The 14,337-nt window shown below is 61.6% G+C and carries 13 protein-coding genes, 1 tRNA gene and 1 pseudogene; 4 read left to right on the top strand and 11 right to left on the bottom strand.

What is annotated here, in order from left to right:
* Positions 1-53: 53 nt before the first annotated feature.
* From yidC to rpmH, 3 genes are read right to left on the bottom strand one after another with little or no spacing between them, the layout of a single operon-like run.
* Positions 54-1,877 (bottom strand): membrane protein insertase YidC, encoded by a 1,824-nt coding sequence (yidC, locus tag NKI63_RS01015; RefSeq protein WP_352477052.1) that lies wholly within the window; start codon positions 1,875-1,877, stop codon positions 54-56.
* Positions 1,878-1,890: 13 nt separating this feature from the next.
* Positions 1,891-2,244, bottom strand: coding sequence for a ribonuclease P protein component (rnpA, locus tag NKI63_RS01010; RefSeq protein ID WP_352452998.1), 354 nt, complete (start codon positions 2,242-2,244; stop codon positions 1,891-1,893).
* A gap of 23 nt (positions 2,245-2,267) precedes the next feature.
* Complete coding sequence (gene rpmH, locus NKI63_RS01005; RefSeq protein ID WP_008833937.1) at positions 2,268-2,402, bottom strand: 50S ribosomal protein L34; 135 nt, start codon at positions 2,400-2,402, stop codon at positions 2,268-2,270.
* A gap of 334 nt (positions 2,403-2,736) precedes the next feature.
* Here rpmH and NKI63_RS01000 point away from each other — a divergent pair, with 334 nt between their 5' ends.
* Positions 2,737-4,224, top strand: a complete 1,488-nt coding sequence (locus tag NKI63_RS01000) for an ATP-binding protein (RefSeq protein WP_352506011.1) — start codon at positions 2,737-2,739, stop codon at positions 4,222-4,224.
* A gap of 324 nt (positions 4,225-4,548) precedes the next feature.
* A tRNA-Arg gene (locus tag NKI63_RS00995) sits at positions 4,549-4,625 on the top strand.
* 258 nt (positions 4,626-4,883) lie between these two features.
* Here NKI63_RS00995 and NKI63_RS00990 read toward each other — a convergent pair.
* The 6 genes and pseudogenes from NKI63_RS00990 to NKI63_RS00965 form a co-directional block, all read right to left on the bottom strand.
* The gene (locus NKI63_RS00990; protein WP_352506010.1) at positions 4,884-6,107 is read right to left on the bottom strand and encodes an arabinose transporter; all 1,224 of its coding nucleotides are present in this window, start codon (positions 6,105-6,107) and stop codon (positions 4,884-4,886) included.
* 15 nt (positions 6,108-6,122) lie between these two features.
* Positions 6,123-6,899: pseudogene (locus tag NKI63_RS00985) on the bottom strand (carboxymuconolactone decarboxylase family protein).
* Positions 6,900-6,926: 27 nt separating this feature from the next.
* Entirely contained in the window at positions 6,927-7,451 is a 525-nt protein-coding gene (locus tag NKI63_RS00980; RefSeq protein ID WP_502900431.1) for a (R)-mandelonitrile lyase, read from the bottom strand.
* A 37-nt stretch (positions 7,452-7,488) separates the two neighbouring features.
* Positions 7,489-7,959: a cyclophilin-like fold protein gene (locus NKI63_RS00975; protein ID WP_352506008.1), complete on the bottom strand. Its 471-nt coding sequence runs from the start codon at positions 7,957-7,959 to the stop codon at positions 7,489-7,491.
* Positions 7,960-8,034: 75 nt separating this feature from the next.
* Positions 8,035-9,141 carry an alpha/beta hydrolase gene (locus tag NKI63_RS00970; protein WP_352686462.1) on the bottom strand — a complete coding sequence of 369 codons (1,107 nt, stop codon included), beginning with the start codon at positions 9,139-9,141 and terminating at the stop codon, positions 8,035-8,037.
* A 63-nt stretch (positions 9,142-9,204) separates the two neighbouring features.
* A complete protein-coding gene (locus tag NKI63_RS00965; protein ID WP_352506006.1) occupies positions 9,205-9,411 on the bottom strand; it encodes a hypothetical protein in 207 nt (68 codons plus the stop codon).
* A 150-nt stretch (positions 9,412-9,561) separates the two neighbouring features.
* Here NKI63_RS00965 and NKI63_RS00960 point away from each other — a divergent pair, with 150 nt between their 5' ends.
* Complete coding sequence (locus tag NKI63_RS00960; RefSeq protein WP_352506005.1) at positions 9,562-10,455, top strand: LysR family transcriptional regulator; 894 nt, start codon at positions 9,562-9,564, stop codon at positions 10,453-10,455.
* A 745-nt stretch (positions 10,456-11,200) separates the two neighbouring features.
* Positions 11,201-11,515, top strand: a complete 315-nt coding sequence (locus NKI63_RS00955) for an antibiotic biosynthesis monooxygenase family protein (RefSeq protein ID WP_352506004.1) — start codon at positions 11,201-11,203, stop codon at positions 11,513-11,515.
* 46 nt (positions 11,516-11,561) lie between these two features.
* Here NKI63_RS00955 and NKI63_RS00950 read toward each other — a convergent pair whose 3' ends face one another.
* Together NKI63_RS00950 and NKI63_RS00945 are read right to left on the bottom strand one after the other, a co-directional pair.
* A complete protein-coding gene (locus NKI63_RS00950) occupies positions 11,562-12,704 on the bottom strand; it encodes an alpha-hydroxy acid oxidase (RefSeq protein ID WP_352820216.1) in 1,143 nt (380 codons plus the stop codon).
* A gap of 69 nt (positions 12,705-12,773) precedes the next feature.
* Positions 12,774-13,802 carry a LacI family DNA-binding transcriptional regulator gene (locus tag NKI63_RS00945; protein WP_502900439.1) on the bottom strand — a complete coding sequence of 343 codons (1,029 nt, stop codon included), beginning with the start codon at positions 13,800-13,802 and terminating at the stop codon, positions 12,774-12,776.
* Positions 13,803-14,337 lie beyond the last annotated feature (535 nt).

Here is a 14,337-nt window from a genome sequence, read left to right as displayed (position 1 = left end):
AAAAAGCCCCGGACGAACCGGGGCTTTCTGGTTTCGCATCATCGGAGCGCCGGCTATTCCGCCGGCGACGGTTTCTTGCGGAACAGCGCGACCAGATTGTCCCACAGTTCGATCTTGGCGCCCTGCCGCTTCATGATCACGCCCTGCTGCAGGATCGACAGCGTGTTGTTCCAGGCCCAGTAGATAACGAGACCGGCCGGAAAACCCGCCATCATGAAGGTGAAGATCACGGGCATCCAGGTGAAGATCGCCGCCTGCGTCGGGTCCGGCGGCGTCGGGTTCATGCGCATCTGCAGGAACATCGTCACGCCCATGATCAGCGGCCAGACGCCGATCATCAGCATGTGCGGCAAGGTGATCGGGATCAGCCCGAACAGGTTGAAAATCGATGTCGGGTCCGGCGCCGCCAGATCCTGGATCCAGCCGAAGAACGGCGCGTGCCGCATCTCGATGGTGATGTAGAGCACCTTGTAGAGCGAGAAGAACACCGGAATCTGCAACGCCACCGGCCAGCAGCCGGCGAGCGGATTGATCTTCTCGGTCTTGTACAGCTCCATCATCGCCTGCTGCTGCTTCATCTTGTCGTCCGCGTATTTCTCGCGGATCTCGAGCATCTTGGGCTGCACCTTCTTCATGTTCGCCATCGACGCATAGGACTTGTTGGCGAGCGGGAAGAACAGCGCCTTGACGATGACGGTGGTGGCGAGGATCGCCAGGCCGAAATTGCCGAAGAATTTGTAGAGCGTGTCGATCAGCCAGAACATCGGCTTGGTGATGAAATAGAACCAGCCCCAGTCGATCAGCAGGTCGAACTGGCGAATATGACGGTCCTTTTCATAGGCGTTGATCGTCGAAACTTCCTTGGCGCCGGCGAATATCTCCGACTCCACGGTCGTCGATTGCCCGGGAGCGATTGTGACCGGATCGGACAGGAAATCGGATTGGTAGCTATGCGGGTGGGGTCCGCTTTTGAACTCGAAATAAGAGAATTTGGGCTGAAATTCGCGGCCGCTCGGCGGCACCAGGGTCACCGCCCAGTATTTATCGGTGATGCCGAGCCAGCCGTCGCTCGACTTGCCTGGTTTGTACTCCTTGTCCGATTCGACGCTGGAGTATTTGTATTCCTGCAGGCCCTCGCTTCCGGTAACGCCGATCAGGCCCTCGTGCAGCACATAGGTGCTGGCGATAGCCGGCTTGTCGAAGCGGGTGACGCGGCCATAGTTCGACAACGTCGCGGGTGCCGAGCCGCCGTTCTGGACCGTGTCGGATACGGTGAACATATATTGGCTGTCGACCGAGAAGGTGCGCTTGAAAACCAGGCCTTTGTCGTTGGTGAAGGTCAGCGTGACCGGCGTCGCTGGTGTCAGCGTCGCATTGCCGTCGGTCTGCCAGACCGTGTCGGGGCCGGGCAGCCTGCCCACATCCGGCGTGCCGGAAAAGCCGATCTCGGCGAAATAGCCGTTTGGCAGGGACGCCGGGTTGAGCAACGCGATCTCGGGCGAGGTCTTGTCGACCGTCTCCCTGTAATGCTTGAGCCGGAGATCGTCGAGGCGCGCGCCGGTGAGGTTGATCGAGCCTTCGAGGCTCGGCGTGTCGATCTTGACGCGCTTGGTCGAAGCAATCGCCTGCTCGCGGCCGGCCGGCGTCACCGCGTCGCCGCCGGGCGCGCTCGGAATGGCGCCCGGCTGCACCGGTGTTTCGCTCGCGCCGGGAGCGGTGCCTTGGGCAGCCTTCTTCTGCTCCGCCACGCGCTGTTCTTCGATGCGGGCGGCTTCGCGCTGCATCTCGCTGCGCGGCATCACGTAGAAATATTGCCAAAGCGCCAGGATCAGCACCGACAGTGCGATGGTGATGAAGAAGTTGCGGTTGTTTTCCATCGAAGCCCTTGGCCTATCGTGTTCCACGCAATCTGCGGGAGAGTTCGGCCTTCAACTGGCCGAACGGAGTCGTAAGCACGTCTTCGCGCCCGACGATGACATAATCATTGCCCGGCGCCATGTCATCCGCGGCATGCGTGCGCACGGCCTCTCTCAGCCGCCGCCGGATGCGGTTGCGAACGACGGCGTTGCCGACCTTCCTGGTGACGGTATAGCCGACACGCGGCGCCTCGCCGTCGCCGCGGCCCAGGACCTCGACGAGGAAAAGCCGCCCGCGGCGCTTTTCACCACGGCGGACGGCCAGGAATTCCGCGCGCTTCAGAAGCCGCTTGGGATGGGCACCCGTTGGCTTGCCGGTTGCGGGCAACGATTTTGTCTCTCGCTCGGTGCTCAGGCGCTGAGACGCTTGCGGCCGCGGTTGCGGCGGGCTGCGACGACGCCGCGGCCACCCTTGGTGGCCATGCGGGCACGGAAACCGTGCCTGCGTTTGCGAACGAGTTTGGACGGCTGGTAAGTACGCTTCATTTGTTTAAATACCGCGGGGTGCGGCCCTTCTTGATTCTGTCACTTTGTAACAGGAGCTTTGCCGGGCCGGTTTTGGCGCGATCGAAACCGCGCCGGGACGAATGGCCCGAGCGTGAGCGGGCTTATAGAAAGAAGGGTTTTGGAAGTCAATCCAGCCTGTCGGGCCGGCGTTGTCGGACTGGCAGGGTAGTCCTTGCGGCCTCTTTCCGGCTTCGACCAAGGATGAATTTGGCAAAAAAGCCGCAATCGCCTAATCTTGCCCGATCAAGCGATCGTGAAGACGAGCAGTCCTTAAGACAAGCAGCCGTGATGACAGGCAGCCGTGACGACGAGCATGAGTGAAGTCCCAGCAACCGACGAAAGCATCGCCCAGGCGAAGGACGCCACCCGCAGGGTGCCGCTGGCGCGCGGCCTGTCGACGAAGCTGCTGCTGCTCACCATCGTCTTCGTGCTCTTGGCCGAAATCCTCATCTTCGTGCCCTGGATCGCCAGCTACAGGCTGAGCTGGCTGAAGGAAAGGCTGAGCACCGCCGCCGCGGTTTCCATCGTCCTGGTGCAGGGCGAACCTGCCTCGCTGTCGCGTGCCGCCCAGAACGACGTACTGATGGCGATCGGCGCCAAGGCGATCGCCGTGCGCGACGGCGGCGTCTCGCGGCTTCTGGTCGTGGCCGAAATGCCGCCGCAGGTCGACGAGCATATCGATATCGCCAATGTCGGCATGATCAAGGGCATGACCGGCGCGCTGGACACGCTGTTTTTCGGCGGCAAGCGGATGCTGCGCGTTTTCGGGCCGGTTGGCGACAGCGACAAGGAATTCGAGCTGATCATGCCCGACCACCGCCTGCGCAATGCCATGCTGATCTATTCGCGCAACGTCGCCTTCGTCTCGCTGCTGATCTCGCTGTTCACCGCCATGCTGGTCTATGCCGCGATAGACCTGATCATGATCGGCCCGATCAGGACGATGACACGCTCGATGCTGTCCTTTTCCGAGGCGCCCGACGATCCCGGCCGCATCATTCACCCCGCCGCCCGGGCCGACGAGATCGGCGTCGCCGAACGCGAACTGTCGCAGATGCAGGAGCGGCTGCAGAAGATGCTGACCGAGCAGAAGCACCTGGCCGATCTCGGCCTGGCCGTGTCGAAGATCAACCACGACATGCGCAACATCCTCGCCTCGGCGCAGCTGATGTCGGACCGCCTGCGCCAGGTCAAGGACCCGACCGTGCAGGCCTTCGCGCCAAAACTGCTGCGCGCGCTCGACCGTGCGGTGTCCTATTCGGAGGGCGTGCTGGCCTATGGCCGCACCCAGGAGCCGCCGCCGTCGCGCCGCAGGCTGCGGCTGCGTCAGCTGGTCGAAGACGTCCAGGGCCTGCTCGATATCGAATGCGGCATCGAATTCGTCAACGCCGTCGACCCGGTGCTCGAGGTCGATGCCGATTCCGACCAGCTGTTCCGCGTGCTCACCAATCTTAGCCGCAACGCCGTGCAGGCGATGGCGGCGGATACCGAGAGCGCCGTGGTGCGCCGCCTGACCATATCGGCCGAGCGCATCGGCAGCGTCAGCCGCATCGTCGTCACCGACACCGGCCCCGGCCTGCCGCCAAAGGCGCGAGAAAACCTGTTCGCGGCATTTCGCGGCTCGGCCCGTAGCGGCGGCACCGGCCTTGGCCTGGCGATCGCCCATGAATTGATCCGCGCCCATGGCGGCACGGTGGAGCTGGTCGAATCGATCGGCGGCCGCACCACATTCGCGGTCACCATTCCCGACCAGCCGGTCCGGCTCGACCAGGCCCGCAACGGGCTGCGCCGCCCCGCGTAACGAACCGTTTCGTTACGGATCGTTTCAATTCGCAAAGGGTTGGTCCGAGACTACGAGCCATCGGCTCGGCCGCCGTGCAACGGCTCGTTTCGTTACGGACCGTTCCGACTGGCAAATGACCGATCCAAGACTACGACTTGTCGGCTCGGCCGCCGCGTGACGCGGTCTTGCCTTCGCCGGCCGGCGCATGACGGCAAAGCATGACTGCAAAACTTTTGGCCAGGATCGGCTTGCTTTTCGCAAATTCAGTCGCTAGGGAACACGTCACATCGCGGCCGGTCGCCAGGATCGGATCGCGGGGCTATGCCAAGCATGGCCTGTTGCGCGCCCGTAGCTCAGCTGGATAGAGCACCAGACTACGAATCTGGGGGTCAGGAGTTCGAATCTCTTCGGGCGCGCCAAATACCGCCGATAGCGCGCAATCGTACGATATAGCCCGATTCCCATCAGACTACGCCCGCGCAAAGAGCGGGAGATAGTCCGCGAGCGAAAGGCGTAGAAACGGCGGCGTTAGGCGGTGGAAAAGGTCGAATCTCTCGGGTTGAATGGCTGATTTCTGATCAGCAGGCACGTGCCATATATCACTTGGGTGGCATCAGCCATTTCACTCTAAATCTACTTCGGTTGCGAACGTAGAAGGCCGCTGATTGCCGCGAAGTTTACCAATAAGACCTCTTTGCAGGCGCCCGTCGGCCTCGGTGCGTGCTGTAGGCTAAATACAAGGCAATGGCCGTCGTACAAAAGGTGACACCGGCGCTGATAAAGAACACAACGCTCAAACCTGCTCGATCGGCAGCCCATCCCAACGCCGGGCTTCCTAGCGCCATCGCGACATCGAGAAAGACCGTGTAGATGCCCATTGCCAGCCCGCGGCTTTCAGGCGAGGTGTCACGGACAGCCTCGACACCCAGACCGGGATAGACGAGCGAGTAGCCGAGTCCCGCGAGAGCGGCTCCGGCGGATGCCATCATCGTGCTTCGGGCCAATCCCATGAGGATCAATCCGGCCGCTTGCACCAGAACGAACACCAAGGCGATTCTCGCGCCGCCGAACTTATCCGGTAGATGGCCAAACATCATTCGCGCCACGATCAACGCCGCGCCAAAGGCAGTGAAGGCAAGCCAGACGGGCTGCCAGCCGTGATTGGCATAAAGGAGCGAGCTGAATGCGAGAATGGCGCAATAGCCGATGCTGCTAAGCGCCGCGCCAAGTCCGGGTAGCCAGACCGCTCCAATCACGCCGCCAAAAGTGGATCTCGTCCGTGCCGATAGGACAGGCGGACTCGGCGCTCGCAATAGGAACAGCAGAACGAGCAGTGGCGCCAAGGTCGTGATAAGGCCGATCGCCGCAAGGCCGTACGGTACAAAGAGCATCGTGCCGAGCGGACCGCCGAAGGCGAGCGCCGCGAACATGGCCGTGCCGACCCAGGCGATGACCTTCCCCGCATGGCCGGAATCGACCATTGCCAATCCCCAGCTCACGCCCCCGGTGATGATGAAGCTTTCGGCTCCACCGAGCACCGCACGTCCCACCAGAAGAATCGCAACAGAGAGGGTTGGCGAACTCACGAAGGTCAAGGACAGGAGATACAGCAATCCAGCACCGGCGGCGGCGATCAGGCCGAGGACGACGCTGCGTTTGCCACCATTCGCATCCGAATAGGTGCCGGACCATATGCGCGTGACCAGAGACGCGGCAAATTGCGAGCCCGCAACCAGGCCGACGACGAAAGTTCCGAAGCCGAGATCCTGATTCACATGCAGCGGCAGCACCGGCAGGGCCGCGCCGATGACGAGGAAGCCGGCCAACACGGCCGCCATGATCGGCAGCAACGTCACGGCGGCCGAGGGCGGCGGTCTGGACGATGAGGGCAAAGGAGTCATCGCGACCAGCAGCGTTCAGTTGGCGGAGCGCTTCTCGAACACGGAGCGCGCAACAGCGGCTGCCGAGAAAGCGTTCGGCCATCCGGCGTAGTACGCGAGATGGCTGATGGCTTCGGAGGCTTCCATGCGCATCAGTCCATTATCCATCGCCCGGTTGAGGTGGTAGGGAATCTGCTCGACCTGGCCGGCCGAGATCAGGGCGCTGACCGTCACCAGACTGCGATCGCGCGGGGCGAGATCGGGCCGCAGCCACAGGTCGCGAAACAATACGTCGGTCGTATCCCTCACCTATCCCGGCGATGCCGGTCCTGTGCCTTGCGCGACGCGGGCGGCGCGATCGGCCTCGGCTTTTTCGTCCAGCGGCAGGAAATCAACCATGGCCTTGGGGAGCTGGTCGGGTCCGACACCGCGCGCCGCGAACACCTCCTTCGTGATGCCCGTCGCGGCAACCGCATTGCCCCAGCCGGCATAGAAGGCGAGATGCGTGATAATCTCTGAGATTTCGGCCGGCTTCACCCCATTGTCGAGTGCGAGATGCACCTGCTCCGGCAGGAGAATGTCCTGGTTGCGCGTGATCACGGCAGCGACAGTGACGATGCTGCGATCCCGCAGCGACAGGCCCGGCCTCTTCCAGAGGCCATTTGCAAGCTTCTCATCGGCGTAGCGCTCAAGCGCGGGCGAAACGGTTCGCACGTCTTCGCGGGACAGGCTGCCGGTCTGCGATCCGGTTTGCGCGGCGGTATCGACGGCTCCCATGGAAAGAGCGAGAGCCAGAACGGTCGAGGTTTTCATGATGAAGCCTTTCGTTCCGTTATCCCGTCAGCGGTATTGCTCGTCGGAAACAGGTTCGAGCCAGTCGACGTTCTTGCCGTCCTGCATGTAGCTCAAGGCGATATGCGTCATGGGGCTGATCGCGGTCGCTCCATGCCAGTGCTTCACGCCGGCCGGAATCCAGACCACATCGCCAGGATTGATGCCGCGCCGCTCCTTGCTCTCTTCCTGCACCCAGCCTTGACCGCCCGTGATGATAAGCATCTGGCCTGCCGGATGGCTGTGCCAGACCGTCCGCGCGCCGGGCGCGAAGTTCACAAGTCCGGTGCTCGCCCGCGTCATGTCGGTAGGCGGATAGAGCGGACTGATGACCGCCTGCCCGGTGAAGTTGTCCGCCGTTCCGATCACGGCCGGCGTGCTGCCGTTCGTGCGGATTTCGATGGTCTCGGCCTCGGCCGGCATTAGGCCGGCGGTGCTGATTGCAGCGGCAGCGAGAATCTTCTTCATGTTCGTCTCCTTCTGCGTTTGCAGCTTCTTGCTGTTCCCGGTGAATGATGCGGGTTTTTCCGACACCCGCGGCATTGTCCTGATGCGCAGCGGCCTTCCAGGTTCAGGAAAGCATTTCGACGCGCAGCGGATGTTCTCCGCGTATCAGAAGCGGCGCCGGTCCCTGGTCTAGTCGCCCGAGCCGGATCAGGCCGCGCGACCAACGATAGGGACCATGAAACATCGCGAGATTGCCCCAGGGGGCGTAGTAGCAAAGATCGCCAGCCGCCTCGTTCCCGAAGCGACCGCTGCCTTCCTCGGTGAGCTTGCGCGGCAGATAGGCGATCTTCTCGTTGGACGAATAGTCGTCGATCGTCAGGTCCAGCGGCAGCATTGAGACCAGGTCGTGCGCGGAAGGATTGTTCTCCAGCGTCGCCGTGAAATCCTGATCTGCAAAAACAAATCTCAGGCGCATCGGGGCTCCTTTCGTACCCGGGGTTGTGGAGGTCTGAGAGTGCACCGAAGAGGGAAGCGCGAAGCTGACAGCGCCTGCCAGCAAGGTGCGGCGTGAAAGCCATGTGGCGTCGCGTGTCATTTAAGGTCTCCCAATCGGTGCGGCCATATCCATTATTCCGGCACACGGCCGCACCCTTCGACGAATACGGCCTTGTTAAGCGGCCAGATGCTGACCGAAGAAGCTGGTAAGCCTGTCGAACGGAATCAGGTCCACACGGTCGTAGAGATCGACGTGACCGGCGCCCTGGACCCAGACCAGTTCCTTCGGCTCGGCTGCCAGTCTGTAGGCTTCCTCGCTGAACTCCTTCGAATGCGCCTGATCGCCGCTGATGAACAGCATTGGGCGCGGCGAGATCGTCTCGATGTCGTTGAACGGGTAGAAGTTCATGAATTTGACATTGCTGGTCAGCGTCGGCTTGGTCGTTATCTGGTCGGAGACACCCGCCGGGGTAAACTCTCCGCGGGATGTCCGATAGAAATCGTAGAACTCACGCTGGATGGGGTGCGTCGACGCGGTCAGTTCGAGATCAGTTCCGCCCGTATGCTGGATCTGGCCGCCTTCGAATTCGGAGTAGCGCTGCTCGGCGGCCGCCGCGATGATCTGCTTGCGTTGCTCGACGCTTAGCGAGTGATTGAGTGCGTTTCGGTTCGCCGCGCCCATGTCATACATGCTGACCGTGGCGATGGCGCGCATGCGCGGGTCGATCTTGGCGGCGCTGATGACGAAGCTGCCGCTGCCGCAGACACCAATCGCGCCGATGCGATTGCGGTCGACGAACGCGCGTGTTCCAAGGAAATCCACCGCTGCGCTGAACGCTTCTGCATAGACATCCGGCGAAACGATCTGACGGGCTTCGCCTTCGCTCTCGCCCCAGAAGGGCAGGTCGATTGCCATGGCGATGAAACCCTGCTCGGCCATCTTGGTGGCATAGAGGGTCGCGCTTTGCTCTTTCACCGCGCCCATTGGATGGCCGACGACGATGGCCGGATGACGTGCATTGCGGTCAAGGTCCTTGGGAACGAGCAGATTCCCCGCGACATTCATCTGGTATTGGCTTTTGAAGGCGACCTTTTCGAGCGTCACCTGATCGCTCGTGTAGAAATTGTTTGCACCGTTCGACATGTCTTGAGCCTTTGCGAAGTGAATGTTGAAGAGTGACGCCGCACTGAAGGCGGCTGCGCCGGCACCGGTCAGCTTCAAAAGCTCGCGCCGGTGGATTGCACGCTCTGATGTTTTCGTATCAGGGGTATTCATAGGCATTTCCGATCTCCTGTAGGTTTGGGTTGAATTGAGCCACTCGCCGCCTTGGCCAGTCCCTCTCGGTCATTCGGGCTCGAGCAGACGCCGGCCGGTGCCGATCAGCGCGATTGCAAAGCCGGCCAGAACCACGCTGCCGATAAAGGTCGCGGAGATCGTCAGGCCATCCAGCAGCACCCCTCCGACTATCGCGCCCAGAAGGATCGAAGCCTGGATCGCCGCGACCATCAGGCTGCCGGCGGCCTCGGGCGCATCGTCCGCATTTTGCGACATCCATGTCATCCAAATCACCGACATCGCGGTAATGCGTTGTTGCAGTGCAAACCTAGTGGTTTTGCCATAAAACGATTACCCGTCGAAATTGGCATGAACTAATCGACTACATCGAATAATCTGTTGCGAGATGGCAAACGAAGGAAGCTCATGGCCAGAACCGATCTCAACCAATTGACGTGGTTTCAGGCCGTCGCAGAAGAGCGCAGCTTCACCAAGGCAGCGGCAAAGCTCGGCGTCGCGCAATCGACGCTCAGTCACACGATCAAGCAGCTCGAAACACGCATGGGCATACGCCTTCTGACCCGCACGACGCGTAATGTCGCGACGACCGTTGCGGGCGAAAGGCTGCTACAGACGATCGCCCCGCGCATTGGTGAAATCGAAGACGAGATCGCAGCGCTGATGGCGTTCCGCGAAAAGCCGTCAGGCTCGATCAGGTTGACCCTGTCCGACCACGCGCTCGAAAGCGTGGTCTGGCCGAAGCTTAAGCCGGTCCTCAGCGCCTATCCCGACATCGGCGTCGAACTGATCCTGGACAGCACCTTCCGCAACATCGTCGAGGAAGGCTTTGACGCCGGTGTCCGGCTTGGAGAGAGCGTCGAGAAAGACATGATCGCGGTCCGCATCGGCCCGGACTGGCGCCTGGTCGCCGTGGCTTCGCCGCGATACTTCGCGGCGCACGGTGTGCCTGTCCATCCGCAGGACCTGATCCGCCATGTCTGCATCAACATGCGCCACGAGACCGCCGGCGGTCTTTATGCCTGGGAATTCGAGAAGGATGGACAGGCGCTGCGTGTCCGTGTGGACGGTCAACTTACCTTCAACAACACCTACGCCATGATCGACGCCGCGGTGAGTGGCTATGGTATCGCCTATGTTCCCGAGAACATCGTGGAGCGGCACGTCGCCTCAGGGTTGCTGGTGCAGGTCCTCGACGACTGGTCGCCCTTCTTCGATGGCTATTTCCTCTATTATCCTAGCCGCCGCCAAAACCTTCCTGCGTTCAAGATTATTGTGGACGCATTGCGGCATCGGGAATGAAGCGACAGGATCTAAACCCGCGCGATTGGCTCACGCCCCATTTGGGAGTGTTCTAGAGGCAATAGGCAGAGTTCTCATCATCGCCCCGATGCGGCGCCATTAAACTCATGCCCACCCCGGGAACATAGGTAACAGAATCTATCGCCTGCGGCCGGAAGATTGCGAGGAGTGAGCGCCATCCCTGCCAAAAGAGCGGTGTCGGCTGAAGCTGCTCAGTCGGCCTGCTTGACCTCCGGACCTGGTTCAGTTGGCGGAACTGGCGTGCAATCTTGGCCGGTGCATTCCTGCACAGGATCGTTCGCCGGCGGGAGACAGTTTTGGCCTTCACAATGAACGGGCGGCTGCACTGTGGCGGCTTCGTTGTTCGGCGGCACAGGCCGATCCTCAGCACGAACGGCCGGCATTCCAAGGTCGATCATGGCCGTGCACAAGAGCGCAATCCGAAGCACGTTCATTTTCGCCTCCGCAACTGACAGCGAGACGCAGATTATACCTTCGAACTGCGGCCAACATCCTGTCACCCGCGAACGGCGTTAACAGCGCGTTTCATTGCCGGTCGGAAGGGCGTACCGATTGAGATCGAGCGTCGTCCTCTACCTGGCAAAATAGCGCCAGAAACGGGGCATTCGGCCGGAGGTGACTGAAGCCAACCTTCCGATTTTCCTGTACACGTGTGCGAAGGGTTTGAGTGCCTTAGGGCTTTCGCATATTCGAGCTTCTTCAGGTCTTTCACGGGGGAACGTACATGACGGCGTTCAACAGCGTCCGCTTCCGGGTCAAGCCGGGTAGTGAAGACGAATTCGTCGAACTGTTCAGCAGCGCTCCGCGCAACTTCGAGGGATTGCGAAAAATGGCTCTCATCAAATCGGGAGATGGCGCCTTCTTCTCGATTGGAGAGTGGGACACTTTCCAGCACATGGTCGATGCCAGGCCCACAATGCTCGGCAATCTTGATCGGTTCCGGCATACGTTGCAGCAGCTTGAAGGCGGATATACGGATGCTGTTTCCGGCGAGACTGTCTTCGAAACGGACGGCAGGAGCGGCGGCAGGTCGGTATAGTATCGCACTTCGAAAAGCTTATGCCGTGCGCCACTTCCCGGCTCCCTCACCTAAACCGCACATTCCCCTTGGAAAGCTCTGTCACCGACCTGCATCCCATCAGCCGCATGTCGCGTTCGATCTCGGTTCGCATCAGGCCGAGCGCCCGTTCGACGCCTGCCTGTCCTGCGGCGGCCAGCGGGAAGAGGTAGTAGCGCCCGACGCCGACGGCCTTGGCGCCCAACGACAGGGCTTTCAGCACATGTGTGCCGCGCTGGACGCCGCTGTCGATGATCACGTCTATCTTGTCGCCCACCGCGTCGACGATCTCGGACAGCTGGTCGAAGGGGCTGCGCGAGCCGTCCAGCTGCCTGCCGCCATGATTTGACAGAACGATGCCGGTGCAGCCGATGTCGACGGCCTTTCTGGCATCGGCGACGCTAATGATCCCCTTCAGGCAGAACTGGCCGTTCCAGAAGCGGACCATGTCTTCGACATCCTTCCAATCCAGCGACGGGTCGAGGATCTCCGTGAAATAGCGGCTGATGGAAAGCGCTCCGCCACCGAGATAGATATGGCCGTCCAACTGCGGCAGGCTGAACTTTTCGTGGGTCAAATAGTCTATAGCCCAACTCGGCTTGATCGCGAACTGCATCACGCCGCCGAGCGTAAGCCGAAAGGGGATGGAAAAGCCGGTTCGCAGGTCACGCTCGCGGTTTCCGCCGGTGACGCTGTCGACCGTCAGCATCATCACCTCGACGCCGGACGCCTTGGCGCGCTCCATCATGGCGCGGTTCAGGCCGCGATCCCTGTGGAAATAGAACTGATAGACCTGCGGCGTCCTGTGCTTGCGCACTTCCTCCAGGCTGACCGTGCCGAGCGACGAGACGCCGAACATCGTGCCGAACTTCTCCGCCGCCGCGGCGACGGCGCGCTCGCCGCTGTAGTGAAACAGCCGCTGGAGAGCCGTCGGCGAACAATAGACCGGCATCGCCAGCTTCTGGCCCATGACGGTGACCGACATGTCGACCTGTCCAACGCCGGCAAGGACGTTAGGGACGAGATCGCAGTCCTCGAAAGCCGCCGTGTTGCGCCGCAGCGTCGTCTCGTCGTCCGCGCCGCCATCGATATAGTTGAAGATTGGGCCTGGCAGGCGCTGTTTTGCGAGCCGGCGGAAGTCCTGAAAATTATAGCAGCTTTGCAATCTCATGAAATCAATCGGGTATATGGCGGGCCTGATGTCAAGCCTGTGCAACTGTCGATCGCCGGCGCGCTCGCCTCAGCCCGCCACGGCGCCAACCGACTCCCGCTCGACCAGCGGGCATTCGAGCTTGGTTACGGGATAGCGGCTCCGGCCGCGACCGGGAGCAGCGGGGACTTCCAACTGCTCGATCGCCCATTGTCCCATCGCCATATGCGGCAGGATCGACGTCGTCAGCGGCGGGAACAGATGCCGCGCGATCTCCTCGTCGTCATAGCCGACCACCGAAATATCTCCGGGGATGTGCAGGCCGGCCTCCTTCAGCGCCTCGTAGCAGCCGATCGCGGTACGGTCGTTCTGGCAGAAGATGGCGGTCGGCCGGTCCTTCAGCGCCAAGAGCCTGACGGTCGCGGCATAGCCGGCGCTCGCTGACCAATCGCCTTCGACGACCAGCTCCGGGTCGAACGGGATGTCGGCCGTCGCCAGCGCCCGGCGGTAACCTTTCAGCCGGTCCTGAGCCGCCTGCATCCAGGGCTCGCCGGTGATGGTGGCGATACGGCGATGGCCATAGCTGATCAGGTGCCGGGTCGAGCTCTGGCCGCCGGCGATCTCGCTCGGCACCACGGCGGGAAAGGCATAGTCGGCGGTGTAGCAGTTGAGCAGGATGACCGGAATGTCGAGGCCGTAGAGATAGTCCGGCGCGACGATCTCGCGGGTGAAGATGGTCATGTAGATCAGCGCCGAAATGCCCCGCTTGGTCAGTGCCGCGGTGGCCCGGGCCTCCATCACCTCGTCGCCCATGGTCTGCGCCACCAACACTACATTGCCGGCGTTCCACGAGGCTTGCCGCGCCCCTTCAATGGCGACGACCGCCTCCGGGCTGGTCGCCAACTGGTCGACGGCGAAGCCGATCACGCCATCCAGCCCGTCGAATGCGGCAACCGGGGCTCGCAAGGCAGAAAACACCGGCGGCGAATAGCCCAGTGCTCGCGCCGTCTCGATCACCCGCTCTCGGGTTTGCTGCGACAGCCTGATGCCCGGCGTGTTGTTGAGCACGAACGAAACCGTCGCCTGCGAACAGCCGGCGACCCTGGCGATGTCGGTCATGGTAACGCGGCCCTTGGGGTTTTTCCCGGACGGCTTGCGCCGCCTGGTACCCTCAAGGACGGGATCACGCAGTGGTTCGTTCATGTCATTGGTCCCTCGAATCTCGCATTTATAGGGCGAAGCGCTACTAATAGATATAATCGACCTCTTAGGCGATGTAGTCCCCGGTTCAAACGGTTGCGACTGGGGAGGCCTCTCTCCTTTGTGCGAGAATCTCGACCAAACTAATACTCTTTACTAATATCCGGCATCACTATAACGTCAATCCATCATGCCCGGACGACCTCGGACCGCGCATGTTCGGAACGCAAGCCAGCCTGGTATCGGACGGTTCCCGTCAGCCGAAGCTTGCCTGCCGCTCCGGGAAATGTCAGACAAATCGGACTATTTACGAACGGCGAATGAGTCTCTAAAGTCGACGATCGCGGCTGGAATGGCGTCGTTCTTCGCTGCCGGAAACCCTTGAGGAGGAGGGCGTCCAAGCCGCGCCGGCACGTTCATCATCAGCGAAAATTACTGAGTCAAAATGGGAGGT

It is taken from the genome of Mesorhizobium sp. M0410 (assembly GCF_040321435.1).
In the GTDB taxonomy this organism is placed as follows: domain Bacteria; phylum Pseudomonadota; class Alphaproteobacteria; order Rhizobiales; family Rhizobiaceae; genus Mesorhizobium.
The sequence above is the reverse complement of the archived record's forward strand: the minus strand, read 5'-3'. Positions and strand labels throughout refer to the sequence as shown.

What these genes read in the sequence shown, in the direction of transcription:
- NKI63_RS00950 (WP_352820216.1), bottom strand. Translation starts at nt 12,704, where the DNA reads ATGAGATTGCAAAGCTGCTATAATTTTCAGGACTTCCGCCGGCTCGCA.
- NKI63_RS01000 (WP_352506011.1), top strand. Translation starts at nt 2,737, where the DNA reads ATGAGTGAAGTCCCAGCAACCGACGAAAGCATCGCCCAGGCGAAGGAC.
- yidC (WP_352477052.1), bottom strand. Translation starts at nt 1,877, where the DNA reads ATGGAAAACAACCGCAACTTCTTCATCACCATCGCACTGTCGGTGCTG.
- NKI63_RS00975 (WP_352506008.1), bottom strand. Translation starts at nt 7,959, where the DNA reads ATGACACGCGACGCCACATGGCTTTCACGCCGCACCTTGCTGGCAGGC.
- rpmH (WP_008833937.1), bottom strand. Translation starts at nt 2,402, where the DNA reads ATGAAGCGTACTTACCAGCCGTCCAAACTCGTTCGCAAACGCAGGCAC.
- NKI63_RS00990 (WP_352506010.1), bottom strand. Translation starts at nt 6,107, where the DNA reads ATGACTCCTTTGCCCTCATCGTCCAGACCGCCGCCCTCGGCCGCCGTG.
- NKI63_RS00960 (WP_352506005.1), top strand. Translation starts at nt 9,562, where the DNA reads ATGGCCAGAACCGATCTCAACCAATTGACGTGGTTTCAGGCCGTCGCA.
- NKI63_RS00955 (WP_352506004.1), top strand. Translation starts at nt 11,201, where the DNA reads ATGACGGCGTTCAACAGCGTCCGCTTCCGGGTCAAGCCGGGTAGTGAA.
- NKI63_RS00970 (WP_352686462.1), bottom strand. Translation starts at nt 9,141, where the DNA reads ATGCCTATGAATACCCCTGATACGAAAACATCAGAGCGTGCAATCCAC.
- NKI63_RS00965 (WP_352506006.1), bottom strand. Translation starts at nt 9,411, where the DNA reads ATGTCGCAAAATGCGGACGATGCGCCCGAGGCCGCCGGCAGCCTGATG.
- NKI63_RS00945 (WP_502900439.1), bottom strand. Translation starts at nt 13,802, where the DNA reads ATGACCGACATCGCCAGGGTCGCCGGCTGTTCGCAGGCGACGGTTTCG.